This is a genomic window from Curtobacterium sp. MCSS17_015, from assembly GCF_003234265.2.
Classification (GTDB): domain Bacteria; phylum Actinomycetota; class Actinomycetes; order Actinomycetales; family Microbacteriaceae; genus Curtobacterium.
Window position 1 is genome coordinate 1,432,982 of record NZ_CP126256.1, and the last position, 25,648, is coordinate 1,458,629.

Here is a 25,648-nt window from a genome sequence, read left to right on the forward strand (position 1 = left end):
TCTCCACCGATGCCTGCTCCGACCGGGAGGCCCGCCCCACCGCCGCCACGCTGGTCGCCATGGAACCGTGGGAACAGATCGACCTCTGTTGGCGTGCGGCAACGCCGTCCGACGCATTCTGGGAATGGGTGGCGGACCGCAGTGCGATGACGCACGACCACCTGGTCGGCATCGCCGAAGTGGGTCGTGACGAGACCGGATCGCTCGTCGTGCGCGCGTCCGCCGCCGCCGGCCTGCCGTTGCCCGCTGCGCTCGACCGGATCGGGTCGCCGACGCCCGGGGTCGCCGTGACCCTCACGCTCCCGCTGGTGCAACTCGCCCGGCTCGCGGACAGCGGCGCCGTGCTGCTCGGGACGGCTCGGGTGGAGGACGTCCTCGTCGACGACGCCGGTGCGGTGGTCCTCGTCGATCGTCCGCCCGGCGCCGACGGCACCGTGCCGGCCGGGTCGGTCAGCGGGGCCGAGGCCCTCGTGCTCGCCGTCCGCGCCGTGTGGGACCGGGTCGACCCGAGGGGGACCGGGGTGGCCGGCCCGGGGCTGGTCGGCATCGACGATCGGTGTTCGGCGGCTCGGACTCAGGGCGGTGCCGCTCTCGTCGACCTCGAGCGGGTCGTGCGGGCTGCTGCTCCGCCCCGCCCCGTCCGGTGGGACCCGCCACCCCTGACCTTCACGTTCGACCCTGACCGCGGCGCATCGACCACCAGCGGACGAGCCCGGGGCCGTTCGGCCGACGATCCGTTCGTGCGTGTGTTCGTCGGGTGTCGTGAGCTGGTGTCGTCGGGAGTGCCGTTCGGCCGCCGGCGGATCGGCATCCGCCCGCTCGCCACCGCGGTCGTGGTCACCGTGGGGCTCGTCGTGGCCGCGGTGGGCGCACTCGGGGACGACCGCGCCGCCGACGTCGCAGGCGCCCTCCTGCCGGGTGACGTCCCCGGACGAACGGCGACGGCCCCGCCTCCCATGGGAGAGACGGGGCCGCCGCGGTGACGCGCTGCGCGGTCAGTACCCGAGGTTGGGCGCGAAGTTGCCCTCTTCGAGACGGTTCTTCACGGCCACCAGGTACCGGGACGCGTCCGCGCCGTCGATGATGCGGTGGTCGTACGACAGCGCCAGGTACACGAACGAGCGGATCGCGATGGCTTCCTGGCCGTCGACCTTCACGACGGCCGGGCGCTTCGTCACGATGCCCGTGCCGAGGATCGCCGACTGCGGCAGGAAGACCACCGGGGTGTCGAACAGCGCGCCGCGCGAACCGGTGTTGGTCAGCGTGAACGTGCCGCCAGCGAGCTCGTCGGGCTTGAGCTGGTTGTTGCGCGTCCGCTCGGCGAGGTCGGCGATGGCCTTCGAGAACTGGGCGAGGTCGAGCGACGCTGCGTCCTTGATGACCGGGGTGAGCAGGCCGCGCTCGGTGTCGACCGCGATGGAGACGTTCTCGGTCTCCGGGTAGACGATCTCCTCACCGTCGACGGTCGAGTTGATCTTCGGGTGGGCCTTGAGCGCCTCGGACGCCGCGAGGGCGAAGAACGGCATGAAGGACAGCTTCGAGCCGGTCTTCTCGAGGAACTCCGCCTTGTGTGCGTCGCGGAACTGCGCGACCTTCGTGACGTCGACCTCGACGACGCTGGTGAGCTGTGCGGTCGAGGTCATCGACTGCACGGCGCGCTCGGCGACGACCTTGCGGAGGCGGGTCATCTTCTCCCGCGTCCCACGCAGCGGCGAGACCTCGGGGACGAAGGGACCGGCCTGTGCCGGAGCGGCCGTCGAGCCCGACGCTGCCGGAGCGGCTGCTGCTGCGGAGGCCGCGGCGAGCACGTCCTCCTTGCGGATGCGGCCGCCCACACCGGTACCGGTGACGGTCGACAGATCGACACCCTGCTCGTTCGCGAGCTTGCGGACGAGGGGAGTGACGTACCCCGAGGCCGCACCGGTGGTGGTGGGGTTCGGGACCTCGGCGGACGGCGTGGAAGCCGGGGCCGCAGCAGCAGGGGCGGCGGCCGGAGCCGGTGCCGCCTTCGCCGGAGCGGGGACCGCGGCCGGCGGGGCCGCGGCGGGCGGCGGGACCGGTGCGGCCTGCGGCACGGGGGATGCCGCCGGCGGCGCGGACGGTGCCTGCGGGGCGGCGGGCTGCGTCTGGCCGGCCGGGGCGGGCTCCGGCTCCGTCGGCTCCGGGGCCTTCACCTCGGTGTCCTGTTCGGTGCTCGGGGCCGTCTCGGGCTCGGTGTCCTGCGCGACCGCCTCGGTCGAGCTGTCGGTGGACTCGGAACCGCCCTGGTCGGAGGAGCCGCCGCCGCCCGAGCCGTCACCGATCTTGACGAGGGGGGTGCCGACCTCGACGGTCTCGTCCTCCTGGACGAGGATCTCCTCGATCACGCCGGCCACCGGCGACGGAATCTCGGTGTCGACCTTGTCGGTGGAGACCTCGAGCAGCGGCTCGTCGACCTCGATCCGGTCACCGACGTTCTTCAGCCATCGGGTGACCGTACCCTCGGTGACGCTCTCTCCGAGCGCCGGGAGGTTGACGGATTCGCTCATCGGGTTGACTCCTCTTCGCAGGCGTGGTGCGTGGTTGTGGTGTTCGTGGTGTGCACGGGCGTGTGGTTCACAGCGCGTGCAGCGGCTTGCCCGCGAGGTGCAGGAACGCCTCGCCGAGGGCTTCGTTCTGCGTGGGGTGTGCGTGCACGAGCGGCGCGACGTCCTCCGGGTGTGCCTCCCAGTTGACGGCGAGCTGAGCCTCGCCGATGAGCTCGCCGACGCGGGCGCCGATCATGCTGACACCGACGACCGGGCCGTCGATGACGCGGACGACCTTCACCGCGCCGGCCGTGCCGATGATGTGGCTCCGGCCGTTGCCGGCGAGGTTGTACTCGTAGGTGTCGACCTTGTCGGCCCCGTACTGCTCCTCGGCCTTCGCCTGGGAGAGACCGACCGAGGCGACCTCGGGGTCGGAGTACGTGACCTTCGGGATGTTCGTGTCGGAGATGACGACCGGGTTGAGGCCGGCGATCTCCTCGGCGACGAAGATGCCCTGCTGGAAGCCGCGGTGGGCGAGCTGCAGACCGGGGACGATGTCGCCGACGGCGTAGACGTTCGGCAGGTTGGTGAGGAGGCGCTCGTTCGTGGTGACGAACCCGCGGTCCATCGCCACGCCGACCTCGTCGTAGCCGACGTTCTGGGTGACCGGACCACGGCCGACGGCGACCAGGAGGACGTCGCCCTCGTAGGTCTTGCCGTCCTCGAGCGTCACGACGACGCCGTTCTCGTGCTGGTCGACGTGGTCGAACCGGACGCCGAGCGAGAACTCGATGCCGCGCTTGCGGAACGCGCGCTCGAGCTGCTTGGACATCGACTCGTCCTCGGCGGGGATGAGGTGCGGCAGGCCCTCGACGATGGTGACGTCGGCGCCGAAGGACTTCCAGACGCTGGCGAACTCGACGCCGATCACGCCGCCGCCGAGGATGACGACCTTGTTCGGGACGTAGTCCATGCGGAGGGCGGTCTCGGAGGTGATCACGCGGCCGCCGATCTCGAGGCCGGGCAGCGACTTCGAGTAGGAGCCGGTGGCCAGGACGACGTTGCGCCCGGTCACGGTCTGGTCGCCGACCTGCACGGTGTTCTGCGAGGTCAGGCGACCCCAACCCTCGACCACGGTGATGCCGCGGGCCTTGATGAGTCCCTGCAGGCCCTTGTACTTCGAGTTGATGACGCCCTGCTGGTACTCGATGACCTTGGGGACGTCGACCCCGGCGAACTCGGCGAGGACGCCGTACTTCTCGGCGTCACGGGTGCCGTCGGCGATCTCGGCCGAGTGCAGCAACGCCTTCGTGGGGATGCAGCCGCGGTGCAGACACGTCCCTCCGAGCTTGTCTCCCTCGATGAGCGCGACGCTCATGCCGAGCTCGGCGGCCCGGAGCGCTGCGGCGTAGCCGCCGCTGCCGCCACCGAGGACCACGACGTCGTAAGTCTGTTCCGTCACCTGGTGCAACTCCCTCGTGCGTGTCAGGGGCGGCTTGGTGTCTCTTGGACGCCGTCCCGGTGGACACCGCGCGGCGGCGTCCGGCGGTCGGACCGTCGGTGCCGGTCCCGTCCCGTCAGTTCCGGCGGGGAGCACGCTGACGCGGCGGCCCCGCCGGAACCAAACCTACTACTTGGACTGCAGGTCTTCTGCGAGTGCGACCAGGGTCCGGACCATCACGCCGGTCGCGCCCTTGCCGAGCCATCCGTATCCCGCGCCGCGGTTCTCCGAGGGGCCGGCGATGTCGAGGTGTGCCCACGGGATGGTCACACCGTCGGCCGTCGTACCGACGAAGCGCTCGAGGAACTTCGCGGCCAGGAGCATGCCGCCCGCGGTCTGGCCGACCGTGGCGTTGACCATGTCGGCGACGTCGCTCGCCAGTCGTGCGTCGAGCTCCTCCGGCATCGGCATCGGCCAGACCGGCTCGGCGACGGCGTCGGCGACGGCGCGGACCCGGGCGACGAACTCGTCGCTGCCCATGAGTCCCGTCGTCCGGTCGCCCAGGGCGACCATCTGGGCGCCGGTGAGCGTCGCGACGTCGACGATCGCGTCGGGCTGCTCGAGCGAGGCCGCGGCCATGCCGTCACCGAGGACGAGGCGCCCTTCGGCGTCGGTGTTGGTGACCTCCACCGTCTTGCCGTTCTTCAGGGTGAGGACGTCCCCGGGGCGCGTCGCCGATCCGGACGGCATGTTCTCGGCGAGGCAGAGCCACGCGGTGACCTTCGTGTCGAGGCCGAGGCGTGCCGCGGCGACCGTCGCGGCGAGCACCGTCGCGGCACCGGTCATGTCGGTCTTCATCCCGAGCATCGACGCCGCGGGCTTCAGCGAGAGGCCGCCGGAGTCGAACGTGATGCCCTTCCCGACGAGCGCGAGGTGCCTGGTGGCTCCGGCGGGCTCGTAGCGGACGACGACGAGCCGCGGCGGACGGACGGACCCGCGACCGACACCGGCGATGCCGCCGAAGCCCTGCTCCTCGAGCTCGGTCTCGTCGAGGACCTCCACGGTGAGGGGCAGCCCGTCGGCGACGGCGGTGGCGACCTCGGCGACGTCGGACGGACCGAGGTCCCCGGCGGCGGTGTTGACGAGGTCGCGCACGAGCGCCGCGGCGTCGGCGACGATCGCCGGTCGGACCGTGGCGTCGGCGTCGACCGATGCGGGCGCGACGACGGTGATGCGCTGGTCGCCGCGGGCTGGCCCGGTGGTGCCGGCGCCCTTGTGGCGGGTGAACGCGTAGGAACCGAGGGCTGCGCCCTCGAGCGCGGCGGCGACGGTCTCGTCGTCCTCGGTCGGCAGGGCGAGGGCGATCGCGGCGACGTGCGGGAGCTGGCGGACGGCACTGCCGGCGGCGGAGCGGACGGCGGCGGGGCCGGTCGCACTGCCGAGCCCGACGAGCGCGATGCCGCCGGCGGCGACGCCGGCGGGTGCGCCGCCGGGGATGCGGACGAGTTGGTCCTTCGCGCCGGTCGCGCCGACGGCGCCGAGGTCGAGCTGCTCGAGGCCGGCGACGGTGCCGGCAGCGCTCGGTGCGAGTGTCGCGGGGCCGCCGTCGGTGCCGGGACGGACACCCACGACGAGCACGTCGGCGTCGACGGAGGCGGGGGAGGAGGAAGTGGTGGAGAGCGTCGGTCGGACCATGCGTCCAGCCTACTGACGGCCCTCTGTCGGCCTGTTCGCTGTCGGCGTGGGCCGCTGCCCGGGTCGCGTCGGTGGCCCCGCCTAGCATTGGCCTGGTGAACCACCCCGAGGACCTCTACACGCTCGACGAGTCCGCCCCGACGGTCCCTGCCGGGTTGCACCTCGTCGCCGCCCTCACGGGCTTCGCGGATGCGGGTTCGGCGGTGGCGCAGATCACCGCGTCGATCACCGGCACGCTCGAGACGCAGCTCGTGGCCGAGTTCGACCCGGACGTCCTGCTCGACTGGCGTGCCCGTCGTCCGGTGATCACCTTCGAGCACGACCACATCACCGCGGTGGAACCGCCGCGGCTGACCCTGCACCTCGTGCGTGACGAACTGGGGCAGCAGTTCCTGTTCCTCTCCGGGTACGAGCCGGACTTCCAGTGGAACCGCTTCGTCCGCGCCGTCGTCGACCTGGCAGAGGACCTGCAGGTCGCGGACACGACGTGGGTGCAGGCGATCCCCATGCCGGTCCCGCACACCCGGTCGATCGGCATGACGATCTCGGGCACCCGCGCCGACCTGGTCGAGTCCCTGAGCGTCTGGAAGCCCGAGACCCAGGCGCCGGCGAACGTCCTGCACCTGGTCGAGCACCGTCTCGCCGAGCTCGGGCAGCAGGTCACCGGTCTCGTGCTGCTCGTGCCGCACTACCTGTCCGACACGGAGTTCCCGGACGCAGCGGTCGCCGCCCTGTCCGGCATCTCGGCCGCGACCGGGCTCATCTTCCCGACCGACGCTCTCCGCGAGGAGGGCCGGGAGTTCCTGTCCCGGGTCGATGAGCAGGTCGCCGGCAACGCCGAGCTGCAGCGGCTGGTCGGGGCGCTCGAGCAGCGCCACGACACGTACATGGAGGGCAACCCGGTGGCGTCGCCGCTGACGGGCGCCGACGGTCAGGTGCCGACGGCGGACGCGATCGCCGCCGAGCTCGAACGCTTCCTCGCGGACCGTCGCACGGCCGACGACGACTGACGTCGGTCCGGAGGCCCGGGTCGCCCCCGCTGGTCCGCCTCCCGCCGTCACGCCTCCCGTCCCGACGGACGCCGCGCGGTGCGCGCGGCCCGTCCCCGGTGCTCCACAGCCCGCGCGGCCCGTACCCGGTGCTCCACAGCCCGCGCTCCGGGCTGATCCGTCCACCGGCACCGGCGGCCGCGCAGGTGCCGCTCGAGCGGTGGCTAGCCTGGTCGGGTGAACTCCCGCCGCGCCTTCGTCGTCTGGGGCGTCGCCGTCCTGGCGTACGTCCTGGCGGTCGTGCAGCGGTCGTCCCTCGGTGTCTCCGGGGTCGACGCGCAGGACCGTTTCGCCGTGTCCGCCGCCGTGCTGTCGACACTCGCCGTCGTGCAGATCGCCGTGTACGCGGGCCTGCAGATCCCCGTGGGGATCGCGCTCGACCGCGTCGGCCCGCGGCGACTGGTCCTCCTCGGAGCGCTGCTGCTGACCATCGGACAGGCCGTGGTGGCCCTGTCGCCCACCATCGGCCCGGCGATCGTCGGGCGGGTGCTGGTCGGTGCCGGCGACGCGATGACCTTCATCTCGGTGATGCGTCTGCTCCCGATGTGGTTCACCGGGTCCCTGCTGCCGCAGATCTCGCAGTGGACGGGCAACCTCGGGCAGGTCGGCCAGATCGTCTCCGCGTTCCCGTTCGCCCTGCTCCTGCACTCCCTCGGGTGGGACGCGGCGTTCGGTGTCGCGGCGATCGCCAGCGCGTTCGGACTGGTCCTGGCGGTGGTGTTCGTCCGGGCCGGTCCGGTGGCCGTGCGCACCGACACGATCCCGATCCCGCACTCGTGGGCGGCCGCGTTCAGCACGTTCGGCCACGCACTCCGACGCCCGGGCACGCAACTCGGGTTCTGGTCGCACTACGTCACCCAGTCGTCGGGCACCGTGTTCAGCCTGCTCTGGGGTGTGCCGATGCTCCGCGGGCTCGGGTACTCACCGACCGAGGCGGCGAGCTTCCTCACCGTCATCGTGGTCGTCGGGTTCGTCGCGGGACCCGTCCTCGGGCTCCTGTGCGCACGCTTCCCGATGCGGCGCTCCAACCTGGTCCTCGGGATCGTCACGGCGCTCGGTGTCGTGTGGACCGCCGTCCTGCTCTGGCCGGGTCAGCCACCCACGTGGCTCCTCGTCCTGCTGGTGGTGGCGATGGGTGTCGGCGGCCCCGGATCGCTCATCGGGTTCGACTTCGCCCGGTCGTTCAACCCGGTGGGGTCGCTCGGCTCGGCGAACGGCGTGGTCAACGTCGGCGGCTTCCTGGCGGCCTTCGTGATGATGTTCGCGATCGGCACGTCGCTCGACGTGCTGGCGTCCGCCTCGGGGACGGAGACGTTCGCCTGGCAGAACTTCCGCGTGGCGATGACCGTGCAGTACGTCGTGGTCGGGTTCGGCGTCGTCATGCTGCTGCTCGCACGCCGACGCACCCGCGCGCGTCTGCACGCAGAGGACGGAATACGGGTGGGGCCGCTGTGGGTTGCACTCGTTGCACGCTTGCGGAAACGGCGCGTGCAATAATGACCACGGACCCTTTCGGGTTCCCCGCGTCCGACGTCGGGGGACTTGACATGGGTCCTAGTGCTGCCCGGAACGGTAGGACCAGACGACGTGGGGGACTGCGGCGGTGGCCCTGGGCGGCGAGGGAAGGCCACGACCCCAGGAACGTGGCACGACGAGGAAGGTGATCGCATGGCTGCCCGGAGCACGACGGTCGATCCCACGAAGGACACCACGCCCGACGGCGTCGTGGCGGAAGACGCCACGGAGACGGAAGGCACGGTCGCGCCGAAGAAGCGCGCCACCAGGACCACCACCGCCGCCAAGAAGGCCGCCCCGAAGAAGGCGGCTCCGAAGAAGGCGGCCGGCAAGAAGGCCACGGCCGCCGCTGACGACGAGGACGGCGACGGCGAGGACGACGCGCCGGTCGAGGTGGCGGAGGACGTCACCGAGACGACCGACGACGTCGCCGAGGACACCGAGGACGACTCGGCTGCGAAGCCCACGACCGAGGCTGCCGCGGTCGCCGCGGGTGCGCTCGTCATCTCCCAGACCGACGACGACGAGGCGCCGGTCTACTCGACGACCATCACGGGCGCCACGGCCGACCCGGTGAAGGACTACCTCAAGCAGATCGGCAAGGTCGCGCTGCTCAACGCCGAGCAGGAGGTCGAGCTCGCGATGCGCATCGAGGCCGGCCTGTTCGCCGAGGACAAGCTGCAGCACTCCACCGGCCTGTCGAAGCCGGAGGAGCGCGAGCTCCGCTGGGTCGCTCGTGACGGTCAGCGTGCGAAGTCGCACCTGCTCGGGGCGAACCTCCGCCTCGTCGTGTCGCTCGCCAAGCGCTACACCGGCCGCGGGATGCAGTTCCTCGACCTCATCCAGGAAGGCAACCTGGGTCTGATCCGTGCGGTCGAGAAGTTCGACTACACCAAGGGCTTCAAGTTCTCGACCTACGCGACGTGGTGGATCCGCCAGGCGATCACCCGTGCCATGGCCGACCAGGCGCGCACCATCCGCATCCCCGTGCACATGGTCGAGGTCATCAACAAGCTCGCCCGCGTCCAGCGGCAGATGCTGCAGGACCTCGGCCGCGAACCCACGCCGGAAGAACTGGCGCGCGAGCTCGACATGACGCCCGAGAAGGTCGTCGAGGTGCAGAAGTACGGCCGCGAGCCGATCTCGCTGCACACGCCGCTCGGCGAGGACGGCGACTCCGAGTTCGGTGACCTCATCGAGGACACCGAAGCCGTGGTCCCGGCCGACGCCGTGGGCTTCACGATGCTGCAGAAGCAGCTCGAGAGCCTGCTCGACTCCCTGTCCGAGCGCGAGGCCGGCGTGATCCGGATGCGCTTCGGCCTCGGCGACGGCCAGCCGAAGACCCTCGACCAGATCGGTGACACGTTCGGCGTCACGCGCGAGCGCATCCGTCAGATCGAGTCGAAGACGATGGCGAAGCTCCGCCACCCGTCCCGGTCGCAGTCGCTCCGCGACTACCTCGAGTAGGCCGGACGTGCGCTTCGCGATCCCGATCCTGGTCGGGCGGATCCTCCGTGCCCTCGCTCGTGCGCGGGGCGGTGGGTCCGCCTACCCGGGCTACATCGTCCTCAAGCTCGTGCCGGACTTCCTGCAGCACGTCACGCGACAGTTCCCGAACGGCGTCGTCTTCGTGCTCGGCTCGAACGGCAAGTCCACGACGACCCACATGATCTCCGAGATCGTGCGCGCGCACGGGCTCCGGGTCTTCACGAACCCGTCCGGTGCGAACCTGCCGCAGGGCATCGCGTCGGCGCTCCTCTCCGAGGTCTCGCTCACCGGCAAGCTCAAGGCCGACATCGGGATCCTCGAGGTCGACGAGGCCTTCGCGGTCGAGCTGGCCGGCATCCTGTCGCCGTCCACGGTGACGATGCTCAACGTCCAGGTCGACCAGCTCTACCGGTTCTTCGAGACCGAGCGCGTCGCGACGATGATGCTCGACACGGCGGCCCTGTCGACCGCGAACGTCATCACGAACCACGACGACCAGTTCCTCGACGCCTACACGGCCGTCGAGGGGCAGCGCGTGCTCCGGTTCGGCGCCAGCACCGAGGTCGTCGCCGCCGCGCCGAACGGCCTGCAGAACGCCGACGACTTCTTCGCGGGAGCCGATCGTGCGCAGACGACCGCGGACGCCGAGGTCGTGACCTTCACGGGTGACGGTGCGACGATCGCCTTCGCCGGCGACCAGGTCCCGGTGCGTCTCCCGGCGCGCGGCCTGCACTACGCCGTCGACGCGGCGGCGGCCACCGCCACCGCGAGTGCTGCCCTCGGCGAGCAGTTCCGCCCGGACGCCGTGACGAAGGCGTTCGAGCGGATGAAGCCGGCCTACGGCCGTGGTGAGCGGCTGCCGATCGCGGGGGAGTCCGCCGAGTTCACGATGTTCAAGAACGCCGCGAGCCTGCAGCTCAACCTCGATGCCCTGCCGGCGCACCCGGAACAGGTGCTCATGGCGATCGACGAGGGCACGCCGGACATCTCCTGGATCTACGACATCGACTTCTCGAATCTCGACCACGTCGACGTCGTCTCGGGTGACAAGGCCTGGCAGATCGCGATCGCCCTGGAGCACGCCGGCGTCCGCATCGGCCGGGTCGAACCCGACGTCGAGTCGGCCATCCGCCACATGCAGGGCCTCGGCGCGACGACGACCGGCACGAAGAACTTCATCGTCAACTACGAGATCATGATGATCGCCCGGAAGGCCCTCGGCCACCCGGACCTGGAGAAGACCGCATGACGGCCGATCGCCTGACCATCCTGCACGTGTACCCACGCCAGATGGGTGTCTCCGGCGACCGCGGCAACGTCGCGGCGCTGGTCCGGCGTGCCGACGCGGCCGACATCGCGACCGAGGTCGTGGAGTACGCCCCGGGTGACGAGCTGCCCACGACGGCCGATGTCGTCCTGGTCGGGAACGGACCGCTCAGTGCGATGCGGTCCCTCGGTGCCGACGTCTCCCGCATCGGAGCACCCCTGCGTGCGTTCGCCGCGGCCGGAGTGCCGGTCATCGCCGTCGGTGGGGGATTCGACCTCGCCACGCAGCAGGTCGTCCCCACCGAGGGGGCACCGGTCGACGGCTTCGGGGTGTTCGACGCCCGTGCTGTCCGCGGTGCCGAGCGCCGGGTGAACTACTTCGTGCTCGAGACCCGTTACCCGCTGCTCCCAGGGGCACCGACGCGTCTGGCGGGGTTCGAGGACCACGCCGCGCGCATCGAGCTCGCCGACGGTGTCGAGCCGTTCGCCGACGTCGTGTCCGGCGGCGGCAGCCAGGCCGGCGCCCCGGTCGAGGGAGCGATCGCCGGGACCTCGTTCGGCACCCACACGCAGGGACCGATCCTGCCGCTCAACCCGCAGCTCACCGATGCGGTCCTCGCGGCGGCGACCGCGCGGCTCGGCCGGTCGTACGCGCCGGACGCGGAACGCACCGCCACGATCGACCGCTACGCCCGCGAGGCGCGCGCGACGATCGACCGCTACGTCGACAAGGCGTTCAAGCGCATCGCCTAGCGACGCGCTGCCCGCCGTCCGGTGGGCGAAGCTGCCCGCCGACCGGCGGGCGACAGACCGGAGGCCCGGTGCTGGTTCACGGAACCGGCACCGGGCCTCCAGTCTGTCGCGGCGGCGTCGCCTGCTCGGACGGGTCCTACTTGGACTCGTGGAGTCGCGACGATTCGTCGTGCCACTCGAGTGCGGTGGCAGCCAGCTTGTCCTTGAACTCGGCGCCGTGGTGGGCGCAGAACAGGAGTTCACCACTGGCCATGGTGGCGCGGATGTAGGCCTGCGCACCGCAGCTGTCGCAGCGGTCGGCCGCGGTGAGCTGGTGGTTGTTGCTGAGTTCGTCGACGGAGAGGTCCTGCACGGTCTGGGTCATTGCTGTGCTCCTCACGGATCGCAGTACGGTGCGGTGAATGCATCCATTCCAACACGTCCTGCCTGGATGCCCCGCATCCTGACGGGCCTCGTTCGCTGAGCGCGGAGCGGTTGTCCCCAGGCCGAGGGTCACGGCTCGTCCCGCCCGCTGGTGTCGGTGCGGATCGGTACCCTTCTCAGGTGAGCTCCGACTACTCCGCACGGCACCTCTCGGTCCTCGAAGGACTCGAGGCGGTCCGGAAGCGTCCCGGCATGTACATCGGTTCGACGGACTCCCGCGGCCTCATGCACTGCCTGTGGGAGGTCATCGACAACTCCGTCGACGAAGCGCTGGCCGGGCACGGTGACGAGATCGGCGTGACGCTGCACGCGGACGGGTCGGTCGAGGTGTCCGACCTCGCGCGTGGCATCCCCGTCGACGTCGAGCCGAAGACCGGCCTGACCGGGGTCGAGGTCGTCTTCACGAAGCTCCACGCCGGTGGCAAGTTCGGGTCGGGGTCGTACGCGGCCTCCGGCGGTCTGCACGGCGTCGGCGCCTCGGTCGTCAACGCACTGTCCGAACGCCTCGACGTGCAGGTCGACCGCGGCGGCAAGACCTACGCCATGTCGTTCCACCGGGGCGAGCCGGGCGTGTTCGACGACTCGCAGGGCATCGGTCCGGACGCGCCCTTCGCGCCGTTCACGTCGGGCAGCGAACTGCGCGTGGTCGGCAAGGTGAAGAAGGGCGTGACGGGGACGCGGGTGCGCTACTGGGCGGACCGGCAGATCTTCACCAAGGACGCGGCGTTCAGCACCGGGGACCTCGTCAACCGTGCGCGACAGACCGCGTTCCTGGTGCCGGGGCTCGGGCTCACGATCACCGACGCTCGGCCGGCGTCGATCGCCGCCGCTGCCCAGCGGGCCGCGCTGGCGGTGTCCGCTCCGGACGCCGGCGCGTCGGACGGCGCGGCTCCGGCCGGTGCCGAGCAGGACGCGACGCCGGTCCTCGAGCAGGGGCCCGTCGTCGAACGCTTCCGGTACGAGGGCGGCATCGGCGAGTTCGTCGAGCACCTCGCCGTCGACGGCGCGAAGACCGACGTGTGGCGCATCCAGGGGACCGGCACCTTCAAGGAGACCGTGCCGATGCTCGACGACAAGGGCCACATGGTCTCGACCGAGGTCGAGCGCACGTGCGAGGTGGACGTCGCCCTGCGCTGGGGCGACGGGTACGAGACGGTGTTCCGCAGCTTCGTCAACATCATCGCGACGCCGAAGGGCGGCACGCACCAGGCCGGGTTCGAGTCGGGCCTGGTCAAGGCCGTGCGTGCCCAGGTCGAGGCCAACGCCCGCAAGCTCAAGGTCGGCCAGGACAAGCTCGAGAAGGACGACGTGCTCGCCGGCCTCACCGCCGTGCTGACCGTGCGCCTGCCCGAGCCGCAGTTCGAGGGGCAGACGAAGGAGATCCTCGGGACGCCGGCCGTCCGACGGATCCTCGACTCCGTCGTCTCGAAGCGGATGACCGAGATCCTCACCTCGACGCAGCGGACGGAGAAGGCCCAGGCCGCGGTCGTGCTCGAGAAGGTCGTCGCCGAGATGAAGACCCGCATCTCCGCGCGGGCACACAAGGAGACGCAGCGCCGCAAGAACGCGCTCGAGAACTCCTCGCTGCCGACGAAGCTCGCCGACTGCCGGTCGAACGACGTCGACGGCACCGAGCTCTTCATCGTCGAGGGTGACTCGGCACTGGGGACCGCGAAGCTCGCCCGCAACAGCGAGTACCAGGCGCTCCTGCCCATCCGCGGCAAGATCCTCAACGTCCAGAAGGCGTCCGTGTCGGACATGCTCTCGAACGCCGAGTGCGCCTCGATCATCCAGGTGATCGGCGCGGGGTCCGGGCGCACGTTCGAGCTCGACCAGGCGCGCTACGGCAAGGTCATCATCATGTCCGACGCCGACGTCGACGGCGCCCACATCCGGACGCTGCTGCTGACGCTGTTCTTCCGGTACATGCGTCCGATGATCGAGCAGGGCCGGGTGTTCGCCGCGGTACCGCCGTTGCACCGGGTGGTGGTGGTCAACCGCGGCAAGCCGAACGACACCCTGTACACCTACTCCGAGCAGGAACTCACGACCCTGCTGAAGAAGCTCGAGCGTTCGAACAAGAAGTACCTCGAGCCGATCCAGCGCTACAAGGGCCTGGGGGAGATGGACGCCGACCAGCTCGCCGAGACGACGATGGACCGGGCACACCGCACCCTGCGTCGCGTGAACGTGTCGGACGCCGAGTCGGCGGCGAAGGTCTTCGAGCTGCTGATGGGCAACGACGTCGCACCGCGCAAGGAGTTCATCCTGGCCGGCGAGGGCCTCGACCGCGAGCGCATCGACGCCTGACCGATCGGGGCGACGGACCCGCCGGCCGCGTCAGGCCTCGCCGCGCGTCCCGTCGACCGCCGCCGCACTGCCGCCGATGGTGACGACCTCGGCGTCGAGCGGACTGCCCGACCCGTCGCGCTTCGACAGCCAGTCCGGCAGGGTCCGGGCGGCACCGTCCGCACCCACGGCGTGCGGCGGAGCGACGCCCGCCCAGGCCACCGTCAGGCCGTCCTCGCCCTTGAGGAACGCGTGCGCGCGGACCCCCTGCGTGCCGCGGCCCTTCGCCGGGAACTCGGTCAGCGCGGACACCTTGGCACGCCCGGCATCGGTCCCCGGGAGTGCTGTCGACGTCGTCGAGACGGTGGCGACCACGGAGTCCTCGGTGAGCGCGACGGAGCCGAACCAGATCACCGACGCGCCCGCCGCGAGCGACACCCCGGCGACTCCTCCGGCCGGCAGCCCCTGCGGGCGGACGGCGGCGGCCGGGAACCGCAGCAGTTGCGCGTTCGACGTGATGAACACCAGGTCGTCCGACTCGGGTGCCTGGGTGGCACCGACGACCCGGTCCCCGGGCTTCAGCCCGATCGCCACGACCTCGGGCTTGTCCGTCCATGCCCCGGGGACGACGCGCTTCACGACGCCCTGCGCGGTGCCGATCGCGAGGGATCCGGGCGCCGTGGCGTCGAGGGACACGAGCGCGACCACGGTCACGGACTTCGTGATGCCCAGGTAGTCGGTCATCCGGACGCCGGCGTCGAGCCGGACGGACGCGGGCGGGACGGCGGGCACGTCGACGGGGGAGAACCGCAGCACACGGCCGGTGGAGGTGAGTGCACCGACCTGCCCGCGGACGGTCGAGACGACAGCCGAGCGGACGGCGTCGTGCTTCGAGCGCTTCGGCACGTGTACGATGCCCGACTCGGCTGCGGGGATGTCGACCCGGACGAGCCGCCCGGTGGTCGAGAGCAGCACGCGGCACGGGGCGTCCGCGACCTGCAGCGACTCGGGGTCGACCGCTGCCTTGCGCCCGCCGCGGACCGGGGCGTCTGCCTCGGTGAGGAGGGTGCGGCGGGGCGTGGCGAACCGGTCGGACACCTCGGAGAGCTCCGTCGCCACCTGGGCCCGCAGACGGTCGTCGGACGCCAGGAGCTCCTCGAGCGCGGCGATGTCGGCGAGCAGCTGGTCGCGTTCGCCCTCGAGCTCCATGCGCGAGAACTTCGTCAGGCGTCGGAGGCGCAGTTCGAGGATGTACTCGGCCTGCACCTCGGACAGGTCGAACACGTCGCGCAGCCGGTTGCGGGCGGCCTCGGAGTCGTCGGACGTGCGGATGACCTGGATGACCTCGTCGATGTCGAGGATCGCGATGAGCAACCCCTCCACCAGGTGCAGCCGCTCCCGGCGCCGGGCGAGTCGGTACTCGGACCGCCGCGTGACGACGGACAGGCGGTGCCGCACGTACACGTCGAGCAGGTCGCGCAGTCCGAGCGTGCGCGGGGACCCGTCGACGAGCGCGACGTTGTTGATGCCGAAGTTCTCCTCGAGCGGGGTGTGCTTGTACAGCTGCTCGAGGACCGCTGTGGGGTTGAAGCCGGACTTGATGCCGATGACGAGCCGCAGACCGTGGTTGCGGTCGGTGAGGTCGTTCACGTCCGAGATGCCGACGAGCTTCTTCGCCTGCACCCCGTCCTTGATCTTCTCGATGACCCGCTCCGGACCGACCAGGTACGGCAGCTCGGTCACGACCAGCCCGGTCTTGCGCGGCGTGAGGTTCTCGACGGAGACCTTCGCGCGGGTCCGGAAGGTGCCGCGCCCGGTGGCGTAGGCGTCCCGCACGCCGGAGAGCCCGACGATGGTGCCGCCAGAGGGCAGGTCGGGACCCGGCACGAACTCCATCAGCTCGTCGAGGGTGGCCTGCGGGTGCAGGAGCAGGTGCTTCGCGGCCTCGACCACCTCGCCGAGGTTGTGCGGCGCCATGTTCGTCGCCATGCCGACCGCGATGCCCGAGGCGCCGTTGACGAGCAGGTTCGGGAACGCCGCCGGCAGCACGCTCGGCTGCATGATCTGGTTGTCGTAGTTCGGGACGAAGTCGACGACGTCCTCGCCGAGCCCCTCGGTCATCGCCATCGACGGCTCGGCGAGCCGCGCCTCGGTGTACCGGGCGGCTGCGGGTCCGTCGTCGAGCGAGCCGAAGTTGCCGTGTCCGTCGACGAGCGGGACCCGCATCGTGAACGGCTGGGCGAGCCGGACGAGCGCGTCGTAGATGGCTCCGTCGCCGTGCGGGTGCAGCTTGCCCATCACCTCGCCCGTGACGCGCGCGCTCTTGACGTGCCCGCGGTCCGGGCGCAGGCCCATCTCGGCCATCTGGTACAGGATGCGTCGCTGCACGGGCTTCAGGCCGTCGCGGGCGTCGGGCAGGGCGCGCGAGTAGATGACGGAGTACGCGTACTCCAGGAAGGAGCCCTGCATCTCCTCCGAGACGTCGACGTCCTCGATGCGCTCACCGTCGGGCAGACCGACGACGTCCGTGCGTGCCATGGCACCTTCCTGCTGACCCAGTTCGATCTGGGAGACTCTGGGGGTGGGAACAAGCGTACCGACGGCCCCCGACGGCGCCGCGAACCTCGCCGACGTGCTGCCGAGTTGTCTGGTCGCGCTGGGCGCCGCCGACGACGCCTGGCTGCGGGACCACGGCCTGGAGGCCCGGATCGCCCTCCGCACCGCCCGTTCCGCCGTCGTCGTGCTCGTCGACGGACTCGGGGCGAACGCCCTCGCCGCCAGGTCCGGGCACGCCCGGTTCCTGACGGCGACGAAGAAGCGCCTGCGGAGCGGGTTCCCGACGACCACGGCCGCCGCGCTGACCACCCTGGCCACGGGCCGCTCGCCCGGCACGCACGGCGTCGTCGGCTACAGCGGCTGGAACCCCGACGAGTCCCGGGTGATGAACCTGCTCAGCGGCTGGGACGACGAGGTGCCCGCCGGGTGGTTGCGCTCCGGGACCGTGTTCACCGCGGCCTCGGCCCTCGGCGTCGACCCGGTCGTCGTCGCCCCCGGACGGTACCGCTCCTCGGGCATGACGGCGAACGTCCTCGGTGGCGCGCGCTTCGTGTCGGCGGACACCGTCCCCGCCCGGATCGACGCCGCACTCGACGCGACGGCGACCGGGCAGCAGCTCGTCTACCTCTACATCCCGGAACTCGACTCGATCGGGCACAAGCACGGGTGGCAGTCCGACCGGTGGACGGCGGCGCTCGAACTCGTCGACGGTGAACTCGCGAGGCTGGCGGCCCGGATCGGACCGGACGTCGGCGTGCTCGTCACCGCTGACCACGGTGTCCTCGACGTCCCGCCGGAGTCGAACCTGGCGATGGACCCCGCGCTCCTGACCGACGTCGTCGGTGTGGCGGGCGACCCCCGGTGCCGACAGTTGACCGTGGCACCCGGCACCGACGTGCCCGCCCTCGTCGAGGCGTTCCGCACCGCACTCGGCAAGCGCGCCGTCGTGGCGAGTCGCGACGAGGCAGTGGCCGCCGGGTGGTTCGGCGCGGTCGCTCCCGAGGTGCTGCCCCGGATCGGCGACGTGCTGCTCGTCGCCCGCGGCTCGTGGGCCTTCAACGACGACCGTGCCGTCCCGGCCGGCACCGACCCCGGCCGGATGATCGGGCAGCACGGCGCGATGACCGACGACGAACTCCTCGTGCCGTTGCGCCTCGCGGGCGCGTTCGCGTAGCGCCCCGCCCGTCCGCTGGCTCGAGCCAGCCCGTGTCGCGACAGGAGGCCCGCCCCACGGACGTGGGACGGGCCTCCTGTCGGTTGCTCGGTGGCGGACGGCTCAGACGGTGTCGTCGTCGGGGCGTGTGCCGAAGACGATCTCGTCCCAGCTCGGCATCGCGCGGCGGTTCCGCTTCCGGCGGTCCTTCTGGGAGTCACCCTCCGCGTTCGACGTGGACCGGGCCTCCGGCTGCGGGGCGGTGTCCGAGTCGTCGGCGCCGTGCAGGGGGATGTCGACCACACTGACGGACGGACCGCGCGGCGCGTCCCGCTGCTCGGAGAACGAAGCGGCCTCACGCTCCCCGCGGCGGCGGCGCAGCGCCTCGAGCAGGTCGGCGGTCTCGTTGCCGGGCGCGCGTTCCTCGACGTAGGCGGTGCCGATCCGGGGGAGCGGCGGACGGAGCGGTGCGCGCTCCGTGGCCTCGGGAGCCGCCGTCTCGTCCTCGGTCGGGGTCTCCTCGACGCGGAAGGCGCCGGAGTCGAAGCGGGTGCCGTCGTCGTCCTGGTGCTCGTACTCGACGGCGCGGAGGCGGGGCGCGATGCCCTCGTCCTCGGTGTGGGACAGCCGGTGTGCGTCGCCGTTGTCGGGGACGAGCGTGGCGGTCTTCGGGTCGAAGCGCCACTGGGCGTCGTGCTCGACCTCGGCGACCGTGTAGCGGACCTGGACCTGCCAGCCGTTCTCGACGTGCTTCCAGCTGGACCACGAGATGTCGGACGCGTCGCCGGACTCCAGACGGGCGGTGATCGCCTGACCGAAGGTGTCGGGCGCCGCGTCGTCGACCGGGGTGACGCTGACCCGGCGTGCGGCGTCGAGGATGAACGCGCGCTCGGCGAGGACCGGTCCCTCGAAGCGGCGGACGTACTCGACCTCGACGCCCAGAGCAGCGGCGACGTCGGCGGCGTCGGCACCACTGCGGATGCGCGCCTGCACGTCCTTCGGGGACACGCGCTTCTGCGGACCGGAGTCCGGGTTCGCCTGCCGGACCTGAGCCGGGAGCGACGCCGTGACCGGCAACCGGAACTCGGTCCCGCCGTCGGTCGCGAGGAGGAGTGACCCGGATTCGACTCCGATGACTCTCACGTCTTGCATGGTTCCGCCTTCCGCTGCCTGCGTACGGTCGTGCGTCGTACCCGAGGAGTATGCAGGCCGTCCGGGCAGTTTCCGGGGAGGCGCACGGCGTGCCGCGTGCAGGTCGTCGACCTCGGGAATGGCCGGGGTGCGCGCCGGGTTGCACGGCCAGAACGCACCGCCCGACCGCCCGGTTTGCACTCGGACGGGTCGTGGTGCAAACTGTCGCCGCCGATTCCGGCGACGACCCTCTCGATACGAGAAATGGATGGGCATGGCCACCGATTACGACGCCCCTCGGAAGACCGACGACAACTCTGACTCGGAGTCGATCGAGGCCCTCAAGGAGCGCGTTCCCGACAAGATGTCGGGGGTCGTCGACGACGATTCCGACAACCCCGGCAGTTTCGAACTCGCCGGGCAGGACCTCAGTGACGTCGACCTCGACGTCGTCGTCCTGCCCCCGCAGGTCGACGAGTTCACGTGTGTGGAGTGCTTCCTCGTGAAGCACCGCTCGCAGCTCGACCACGAGACGAAGCTCGGCCCCGTGTGCATGGAGTGCGCTGCTCTCTAGAGCCGTGTCCGACAGCCCACGCTGCTGAGCGCAGAACGGCCCGCATCCTGCTGGATGCGGGCCGTTCTGCGTGTCGGGGCAGCGGTCGGAGCCGGGGATGCCGCCGGGGTCAGCGGCGGTCGTCGCGCGTCGTCCGTCGGTCCTCACCGGGCACGGCAGAGGTGCCGACGAGTGCCCGGGTGACGGCGTCCGGGTGCCGCACGCTCACCAGCCAGTAGGGCGTCGGGTCGGCGTCGTCGCGGACCTCGACCTTCACCACGCCCGAGACGTACCCGCGGAAGAGGGTCCAGGCGCGGGCATCGAGCTCCGGCCCGCGCTGCTTCGTCGCCGCCGCGCCGGTGAAGCCCGCCACCTCGCCCACAGCGGTCCGGGGCAGGTGCGCCCGGCCCGCACGGAACTCGGTCTCGGTCACCTCGACCACGGGTGCGAGGACCCACAGCAGCACGAGCACGGCCAGCTCCATGGCGATCGCCACGACGACGCCGGCCGTCACGCTGATCGGCAGGAACACGAGCAGGCTCGCGGGGATGACGAGCGCCGTCGCCAGGTACAGGGCGGGCGGGGCCCACAGTCGTTCGCGGTACACGGTCACCCCTCCATTCGACCACGAGCCGCTGCGTGCTCCGACCCAGGTCACGGATCGGTCACGGTCTGCACTACCCTCGTCTCGTGACCGAAGCAGTCGACGTGCTCTGGACCGGCGGTGCCGCTCCCGTCTTCGCCAACCCCGGTGACGCCGGGGCCGACCTCGTGTCCGCGGAGGCCTTCGTCCTCGAGCCCGGGCAGCGGCGCCTGGTCGGGACCGGTCTCGCCGTCGCGCTGCCGGACGGGCACCTCGGGTTCGTCGTGCCACGCAGCGGACTCGCCGCCAAGCACGGCATCACCGTCGTGAACGCGCCGGGCACGATCGACGCCGGCTACCGCGGCGAGGTCAAGGTCGCGTTGCTGAACACCGACGCGTCCGAGCCGTACGCCGTGCAGGTGGGCGACCGCATCGCGCAGCTCATCGTCCTGCCGGTCCCGCGGGTGACCTTCACCGAGGTCGCCGAGCTGCCCGACAGCGTGCGCGGCCAGGGCGGGTTCGGATCGTCGGGCTACGGTGACGAGCGGGTCGGGCATCCGGCCACGTACGGGGTCGGCGATGCCCGCCCGATCACCGGGACGAGCGGACACGACGGCGCGGCGACGCCCGTCGACATGCACGAACAGGGTCGAGAAGGGACACCGTCATGAGGATCGGACGACGCAAGCGCGACGAGGTCGAGGTCGCCGAGGTCGTGGCGGACGAGGTCGAGGTCGCGGGGCCCTCGCCCGAGATCGAACTCGCCGACGACGCCGACGCCGGACTGGACGAGGTGCTCGCCACCGAGTCCACCGACAAGTCCGCTCCGGCCGACCGGAGCGAGAACGGTCCGCTCGACGAGACCGAGGCGAACCTCGTGCGCCCGTACGTCGACCTCGGCGGCGTGAAGATCCTGCCGCGCGAGGGTCTGCACCTCCGGCTCGAGGTGGAGGAGGACTCCAAGCGGGTCGTCGCCGTCGGGCTCGACTTCGACGAGTCCACGCTGCAGGTGCAGCCGTTCGCCGCCCCGCGGTCGACCGGCCTCTGGCACGAGATCCGTGCGCAGATCGCCGAGCAGATCGAACAGCAGGGCGGCGTCGTCACGGAGGTCGACGGACCCTTCGGTCCGGAGCTCCGCGCCCAGGTGCCGGTCGTCGGTGGCGCCGGTGTCACCGACGGGGTCCGCGCGGCCCGCTTCGTCGGCGTCGACGGTCCGCGCTGGTTCCTCCGCGGCGTGATCGCCGGCAAGGCGGCCGACCAGCCCGACGACTCCGCCGACATCGAGGAACTCTTCCGGAGCGTCGTCGTCGTTCGCGGCACCACCCCGATGCCGCCGCGGGACCTCATCCCGCTGCACATGCCGAAGTCGACGCAGTCGGCCATCTGACCCGGCCGCTCGCCGACCGACGACCCAGCCTGGAGGCCCGGTGACGGACCACGACGACCGCCCGCATCTCGACGGGGTCGCCCCCGGCAGTGCCGTCCCGGACGGTGCAGTCCGCGGCGACGCCGTCCCCGATGGTGCAGTGCGCAGCGGTGCCGTCCCCGCCGGGGACCCGTACGCCGAGGAACGCGCCGAGCCCCTGTCGCTGAACGCGCAGCTCCGCGACGCGGTCCGGAACGCCGGCATCGGACAGGTCGCTCCGGGAGAGGCCCCGTCGGGCAAGGCGCTCCTCACCGCGGTCGGCGGGGTCCGTGGGCTCGCCGAGTCGGTCCTGCCCGGCTTCGCGTTCCTCATCGTCTACGCGGTCACGAAGGAGGTCGTGCCGAGCGTCGTCGTCCCGGTCGCGATCGGGCTCGTCTTCGTGGTGCTCCGCCTGGTCCAGCGGCAGTCGATCATGATGTCCTTCGCGGGCATCTTCGGCGTCGCCGTCTCGGCCGGGCTCGCGCTGCTCACGGGGCGAGCGGAGAGCAACTTCATCCCCGGCATCGTCATCAACGCGGTGTTCCTGGCGGTCATCCTCGTCACGCTGGCGATCCGGCGGCCCCTCATCGGCCTGGTCGTCGGACTCCTCGTGCCGGGCGACGACGACGGGCACGACTGGCGGGACGACCCCGCGAAGCGTCGGGTGCTCACCGTCGCGACCTGGATGTGGGCAGGACTGTTCGCGTTCCGTCTCGCCTTCGAGATCCCGCTCTGGCTGACCGCGCAGGTCGAGCTGCTCGCCGGCATCAAGCTCATCACGGGGGTGCCGCTGTACGCCGCGCTGCTCTGGGTGACGTGGCTCCTCGTCCGCTCCGTGTTCGTGCGGGACGAACCGGCCCCGGTGTAGAGTTGTCTCGACGTCAAGACACTTTCTCCCGGGCACGACGCCGGTCCCGGGTTTAGGTTCACCTTGCTGGTGGGACGTCCCGCGGCCCGCGAGGATGAGGGCACACCGATCAACTCAGGAGGCGGCACAGTGGCTGCAGTCAACAGCTTCGGATCGAAGGACACGCTCTCGGTTGGGGGTGTCGACTACGCGATCCACCGGATCGACCGGGTGCCGGGGCACGAGAAGCTGCCCTACAGCCTCAAGGTGCTGCTCGAGAACCTGCTCCGCACCGAGGACGGCGCGAACGTCACCGAAGGGCAGATCCGCGCCCTCGGCTCGTGGCGCCCGGAGGCGGAGCCGGACACCGAGATCCAGTTCTCCCCGGCTCGCGTGGTCATGCAGGACTTCACCGGCGTCCCGTGCATCGTCGACCTCGCCACCATGCGCGAGGCGATGGCCGAGATCGGTGGCGACCCGAACAAGATCAACCCGCTGTCCCCGGCCGAGATGGTCATCGACCACTCGGTCATCGCGGACCTCTTCGGCAGCACCGACGCCCTCCAGCGCAACACGGACCTGGAGTACGAGCGGAACGGGGAGCGCTACCAGTTCCTCCGCTGGGGCCAGACGGCGTTCGAGGACTTCAAGGTCGTCCCGCCGGGCACCGGCATCGTCCACCAGGTGAACATCGAGTACCTGGCGAAGGTGACCTACACGCGTGACTTCGACGGCGAGACCTACGCCTACCCGGACACCCTCGTCGGCACCGACTCGCACACCACGATGGTCAACGGCCTCGGCGTGCTCGGTTGGGGCGTCGGTGGCATCGAGGCCGAGGCGGCCATGCTCGGTCAGCCCGTGTCGATGCTCATCCCGAAGGTCGTCGGCTTCAAGCTCTCGGGGGAGATCCCCGCCGGCGTGACCGCGACCGACGTGGTGCTCACCATCACCGAGCAGCTCCGCAAGCACGGGGTGGTCGGCAAGTTCGTCGAGTTCTACGGTGAGGGCGTCGGCGCCGTGCCGCTCGCCAACCGCGCCACCATCGGCAACATGAGCCCCGAGTTCGGCTCGACGGCGGCGATCTTCCCGGTCGACGACGTCACACTCGACTACCTGCGTCTGACCGGCCGTGACGAGGCGCAGATCGCCCTGGTCGAGGCCTACTCGAAGACGCAGGGCCTGTGGCACGACCCCTCGGTCGAGCCGAACTACTCCGAGTACCTCGAACTCGACCTGTCCACGGTCGTGCCGTCCATCTCCGGCCCGAAGCGTCCGCAGGACCGCATCGTCCTTTCCGAGGCGAAGGACCAGTTCGAGGTCGACCTCGCCAACTACGCGAGCATCGACCACACCGAAGAGGACAAGGCCGTCGCGGACACGTTCCCGGCCTCCGACCCGGTGGCCGCGGCCCCGGGCGACGAGCACGCCGTCGACGACCTGCAGGACGCGCCCGCGTCCGAAGTCCCCGCCCACGCCTCCAGTGCCCCCGGCACCGTTTCCAAGCCGACCTCGGTCGCCATCGCCGACGGTGACCCGTTCACCATCGACCACGGCGCCGTCGCGATCGCCGCCATCACGTCGTGCACGAACACGTCGAACCCGTCCGTGATGATGGCGGCCGGCATCCTCGCCCGCAACGCGGCGAAGAAGGGCCTCAAGGCCAAGCCGTGGGTGAAGACCACCCTGGCCCCGGGGTCGAAGGTCGTCACGGACTACTACGAGAAGGCCGGTCTCACGACCTACCTCGAGGACCTCGGCTTCTACACGGTCGGCTACGGCTGCACCACCTGCATCGGCAACTCCGGCCCGCTGCCCGAGGAGATCTCGCAGGCCGTGCAGGACAACGACCTCGCCGTCACCGCGGTGCTCTCCGGCAACCGCAACTTCGAGGGCCGCATCAACCCCGACGTGAAGATGAACTACCTGGCGTCCCCGCCGCTGGTCATCGCGTACGCCCTCGCCGGCTCGATGCACTTCGACTTCGACACCGACGCGCTCGGCACCGACACCGACGGCAACGCGGTGTACCTCAAGGACATCTGGCCCGACACGGCCGAGGTCCAGCAGGTCATCGACTCGTCGATCGACACCGAGATGTTCACGCACGAGTACGGCTCCGTGTTCGAGGGCGACGACCGGTGGAAGAACCTGCCGACGCCCACCGGGGACACGTTCGAGTGGGACAGCGAGTCCACCTACGTCCGGAAGCCCCCGTACTTCGAGGGCATGACCATGCAGCCGGACGCCGTCTCGGACATCTCCGGCGCCCGCGTGCTCGCGAAGCTCGGCGACTCGGTCACGACCGACCACATCTCGCCGGCCGGTTCGATCAAGGCCGACAGCCCCGCCGGCAAGTACCTCGCCGACCACGGCGTCGACCGCAAGGACTTCAACTCCTACGGCTCGCGTCGCGGCAACCACGAGGTGATGATCCGCGGCACGTTCGCGAACATCCGCCTGCGCAACCAGCTGCTCGACGGCGTGGAGGGCGGCTACACCCGCGACTTCACGACGACCGACGGCGCGCAGTCGTTCATCTACGACGCGTCCGAGCACTACCAGGCGCAGGGCATCCCGCTCGTCGTCCTCGGTGGCAAGGAGTACGGCTCGGGCTCGTCCCGTGACTGGGCGGCGAAGGGCACGAGCCTGCTCGGCGTGAAGGCGGTCATCACCGAGAGCTTCGAGCGCATCCACCGGTCGAACCTCATCGGCATGGGCGTCGTCCCACTGCAGTTCCCGGCGGGGGAGTCGATCGAGTCCCTCGGGCTCGACGGCACCGAGGTGATCTCGATCTCGGGCCTCACCGAACTCAACGAGGGAACCACGCCGAAGACCGTGCACGTGACCGCCGAGCCCAGCGAGCACTCGCCCGCCGGCAAGCAGACGGTCGAGTTCGACGCGGTCGTCCGCATCGACACCCCGGGCGAAGCCGACTACTACCGCAACGGCGGGATCCTGCAGTACGTGCTCCGTTCCCTGGTCTGACCCGCG

Annotated in this window: 19 protein-coding genes and 1 pseudogene; 13 read left to right on the plus strand and 7 right to left on the minus strand. The window is 71.0% G+C overall.

What is annotated here, in order from left to right; translation table 11 throughout:
• Positions 1 to 59 precede the first annotated feature (59 nt).
• Positions 60 to 983, plus strand: coding sequence for a hypothetical protein (locus tag DEJ18_RS06690; RefSeq protein WP_146241533.1), 924 nt, complete (start codon positions 60 to 62; stop codon positions 981 to 983).
• 12 nt (positions 984 to 995) lie between these two features.
• On the opposite strand, the gene sucB is transcribed toward DEJ18_RS06690, so the two are convergent.
• The 3 genes from sucB to DEJ18_RS06705 form a co-directional block, all read right to left on the minus strand.
• Positions 996 to 2,528: a 2-oxoglutarate dehydrogenase, E2 component, dihydrolipoamide succinyltransferase gene (gene sucB, locus DEJ18_RS06695; RefSeq protein ID WP_111210234.1), complete on the minus strand. Its 1,533-nt coding sequence runs from the start codon at positions 2,526 to 2,528 to the stop codon at positions 996 to 998.
• 67 nt (positions 2,529 to 2,595) lie between these two features.
• On the minus strand, positions 2,596 to 3,969 hold the full coding sequence (gene lpdA, locus DEJ18_RS06700) for a dihydrolipoyl dehydrogenase (protein WP_111210233.1): 1,374 nt from the start codon (positions 3,967 to 3,969) through the stop codon (positions 2,596 to 2,598).
• A gap of 168 nt (positions 3,970 to 4,137) precedes the next feature.
• Positions 4,138 to 5,643 carry a leucyl aminopeptidase gene (locus tag DEJ18_RS06705; protein WP_111210232.1) on the minus strand — a complete coding sequence of 502 codons (1,506 nt, stop codon included), beginning with the start codon at positions 5,641 to 5,643 and terminating at the stop codon, positions 4,138 to 4,140.
• Positions 5,644 to 5,738: 95 nt separating this feature from the next.
• Between DEJ18_RS06705 and DEJ18_RS06710 the strand changes: the two genes are divergently transcribed.
• The 5 genes from DEJ18_RS06710 to DEJ18_RS06730 all read left to right on the plus strand — a co-directional run bounded on the left by DEJ18_RS06710 (position 5,739) and on the right by DEJ18_RS06730 (position 11,714).
• Positions 5,739 to 6,653: a proteasome assembly chaperone family protein gene (locus tag DEJ18_RS06710; protein ID WP_111080235.1), complete on the plus strand. Its 915-nt coding sequence runs from the start codon at positions 5,739 to 5,741 to the stop codon at positions 6,651 to 6,653.
• Between the two features lie 216 nt (positions 6,654 to 6,869).
• Complete coding sequence (locus DEJ18_RS06715; protein WP_111210231.1) at positions 6,870 to 8,189, plus strand: MFS transporter; 1,320 nt, start codon at positions 6,870 to 6,872, stop codon at positions 8,187 to 8,189.
• Positions 8,190 to 8,360: 171 nt separating this feature from the next.
• Positions 8,361 to 9,674: an RNA polymerase sigma factor gene (locus DEJ18_RS06720; protein ID WP_111210230.1), complete on the plus strand. Its 1,314-nt coding sequence runs from the start codon at positions 8,361 to 8,363 to the stop codon at positions 9,672 to 9,674.
• Between the two features lie 7 nt (positions 9,675 to 9,681).
• The gene (locus DEJ18_RS06725) at positions 9,682 to 10,944 is read left to right on the plus strand and encodes a MurT ligase domain-containing protein (RefSeq protein ID WP_111210229.1); all 1,263 of its coding nucleotides are present in this window, start codon (positions 9,682 to 9,684) and stop codon (positions 10,942 to 10,944) included.
• Positions 10,941 to 11,714, plus strand: coding sequence for a type 1 glutamine amidotransferase (locus DEJ18_RS06730; protein ID WP_111210228.1), 774 nt, complete (start codon positions 10,941 to 10,943; stop codon positions 11,712 to 11,714). The genes DEJ18_RS06725 and DEJ18_RS06730 overlap by 4 nt, the downstream gene beginning before the upstream one ends.
• A gap of 136 nt (positions 11,715 to 11,850) precedes the next feature.
• Here the strand turns inward: DEJ18_RS06730 and DEJ18_RS06735 are convergent, their stop codons facing one another.
• Positions 11,851 to 12,078, minus strand: coding sequence for a DUF7455 domain-containing protein (locus DEJ18_RS06735; RefSeq protein ID WP_111080230.1), 228 nt, complete (start codon positions 12,076 to 12,078; stop codon positions 11,851 to 11,853).
• 179 nt (positions 12,079 to 12,257) lie between these two features.
• Here DEJ18_RS06735 and DEJ18_RS06740 point away from each other — a divergent pair, with 179 nt between their 5' ends.
• The gene (locus DEJ18_RS06740) at positions 12,258 to 14,447 is read left to right on the plus strand and encodes a DNA gyrase/topoisomerase IV subunit B (RefSeq protein WP_111210227.1); all 2,190 of its coding nucleotides are present in this window, start codon (positions 12,258 to 12,260) and stop codon (positions 14,445 to 14,447) included.
• A 30-nt stretch (positions 14,448 to 14,477) separates the two neighbouring features.
• Here the strand turns inward: DEJ18_RS06740 and DEJ18_RS06745 are convergent, their stop codons facing one another.
• Positions 14,478 to 16,964 carry a DNA gyrase/topoisomerase IV subunit A gene (locus tag DEJ18_RS06745; RefSeq protein ID WP_111210226.1) on the minus strand — a complete coding sequence of 829 codons (2,487 nt, stop codon included), beginning with the start codon at positions 16,962 to 16,964 and terminating at the stop codon, positions 14,478 to 14,480.
• Positions 16,965 to 17,007: 43 nt separating this feature from the next.
• On the opposite strand from DEJ18_RS06745, the gene DEJ18_RS06750 reads away from it, so the two are divergent.
• A complete protein-coding gene (locus DEJ18_RS06750) occupies positions 17,008 to 18,156 on the plus strand; it encodes an alkaline phosphatase family protein (RefSeq protein ID WP_111210225.1) in 1,149 nt (382 codons plus the stop codon).
• Between the two features lie 102 nt (positions 18,157 to 18,258).
• Here DEJ18_RS06750 and sepH read toward each other — a convergent pair whose 3' ends face one another.
• Positions 18,259 to 19,278, minus strand: coding sequence for a septation protein SepH (gene sepH, locus DEJ18_RS06755; protein WP_181434170.1), 1,020 nt, complete (start codon positions 19,276 to 19,278; stop codon positions 18,259 to 18,261).
• Positions 19,279 to 19,540: 262 nt separating this feature from the next.
• Here sepH and DEJ18_RS06760 point away from each other — a divergent pair, with 262 nt between their 5' ends.
• Positions 19,541 to 19,840: a DUF4193 domain-containing protein gene (locus tag DEJ18_RS06760; RefSeq protein ID WP_110825450.1), complete on the plus strand. Its 300-nt coding sequence runs from the start codon at positions 19,541 to 19,543 to the stop codon at positions 19,838 to 19,840.
• A 109-nt stretch (positions 19,841 to 19,949) separates the two neighbouring features.
• Here DEJ18_RS06760 and DEJ18_RS06765 read toward each other — a convergent pair whose 3' ends face one another.
• The gene (locus tag DEJ18_RS06765; RefSeq protein ID WP_111210223.1) at positions 19,950 to 20,432 is read right to left on the minus strand and encodes a DUF3093 domain-containing protein; all 483 of its coding nucleotides are present in this window, start codon (positions 20,430 to 20,432) and stop codon (positions 19,950 to 19,952) included.
• 77 nt (positions 20,433 to 20,509) lie between these two features.
• On the opposite strand from DEJ18_RS06765, the pseudogene dut reads away from it, so the two are divergent.
• The 4 genes and pseudogenes from dut to DEJ18_RS06785 all read left to right on the plus strand — a co-directional run.
• Positions 20,510 to 20,965, plus strand: a pseudogene (gene dut / locus DEJ18_RS06770) (dUTP diphosphatase); the annotation flags it as partial.
• A gap of 104 nt (positions 20,966 to 21,069) precedes the next feature.
• Positions 21,070 to 21,789 (plus strand): DUF3710 domain-containing protein, encoded by a 720-nt coding sequence (locus DEJ18_RS06775; RefSeq protein WP_111210222.1) that lies wholly within the window; start codon positions 21,070 to 21,072, stop codon positions 21,787 to 21,789.
• A 40-nt stretch (positions 21,790 to 21,829) separates the two neighbouring features.
• Positions 21,830 to 22,675 (plus strand): DUF3159 domain-containing protein, encoded by an 846-nt coding sequence (locus DEJ18_RS06780; RefSeq protein ID WP_258376895.1) that lies wholly within the window; start codon positions 21,830 to 21,832, stop codon positions 22,673 to 22,675.
• Between the two features lie 129 nt (positions 22,676 to 22,804).
• A complete protein-coding gene (locus tag DEJ18_RS06785) occupies positions 22,805 to 25,642 on the plus strand; it encodes an aconitate hydratase (protein WP_111210221.1) in 2,838 nt (945 codons plus the stop codon).
• Positions 25,643 to 25,648: the final 6 nt, after the last annotated feature.

Coding starts and splice junctions, on each gene's coding strand:
- DEJ18_RS06735 (WP_111080230.1), bottom strand. CDS start 12,078: ATGACCCAGACCGTGCAGGACCTCTCCGTCGACGAACTCAGCAACAAC.
- DEJ18_RS06730 (WP_111210228.1), top strand. CDS start 10,941: ATGACGGCCGATCGCCTGACCATCCTGCACGTGTACCCACGCCAGATG.
- DEJ18_RS06720 (WP_111210230.1), top strand. CDS start 8,361: ATGGCTGCCCGGAGCACGACGGTCGATCCCACGAAGGACACCACGCCC.
- sucB (WP_111210234.1), bottom strand. CDS start 2,528: ATGAGCGAATCCGTCAACCTCCCGGCGCTCGGAGAGAGCGTCACCGAG.
- DEJ18_RS06705 (WP_111210232.1), bottom strand. CDS start 5,643: ATGGTCCGACCGACGCTCTCCACCACTTCCTCCTCCCCCGCCTCCGTC.
- DEJ18_RS06775 (WP_111210222.1), top strand. CDS start 21,070: ATGAGGATCGGACGACGCAAGCGCGACGAGGTCGAGGTCGCCGAGGTC.
- DEJ18_RS06690 (WP_146241533.1), top strand. CDS start 60: ATGGAACCGTGGGAACAGATCGACCTCTGTTGGCGTGCGGCAACGCCG.
- DEJ18_RS06760 (WP_110825450.1), top strand. CDS start 19,541: ATGGCCACCGATTACGACGCCCCTCGGAAGACCGACGACAACTCTGAC.
- DEJ18_RS06745 (WP_111210226.1), bottom strand. CDS start 16,964: ATGGCACGCACGGACGTCGTCGGTCTGCCCGACGGTGAGCGCATCGAG.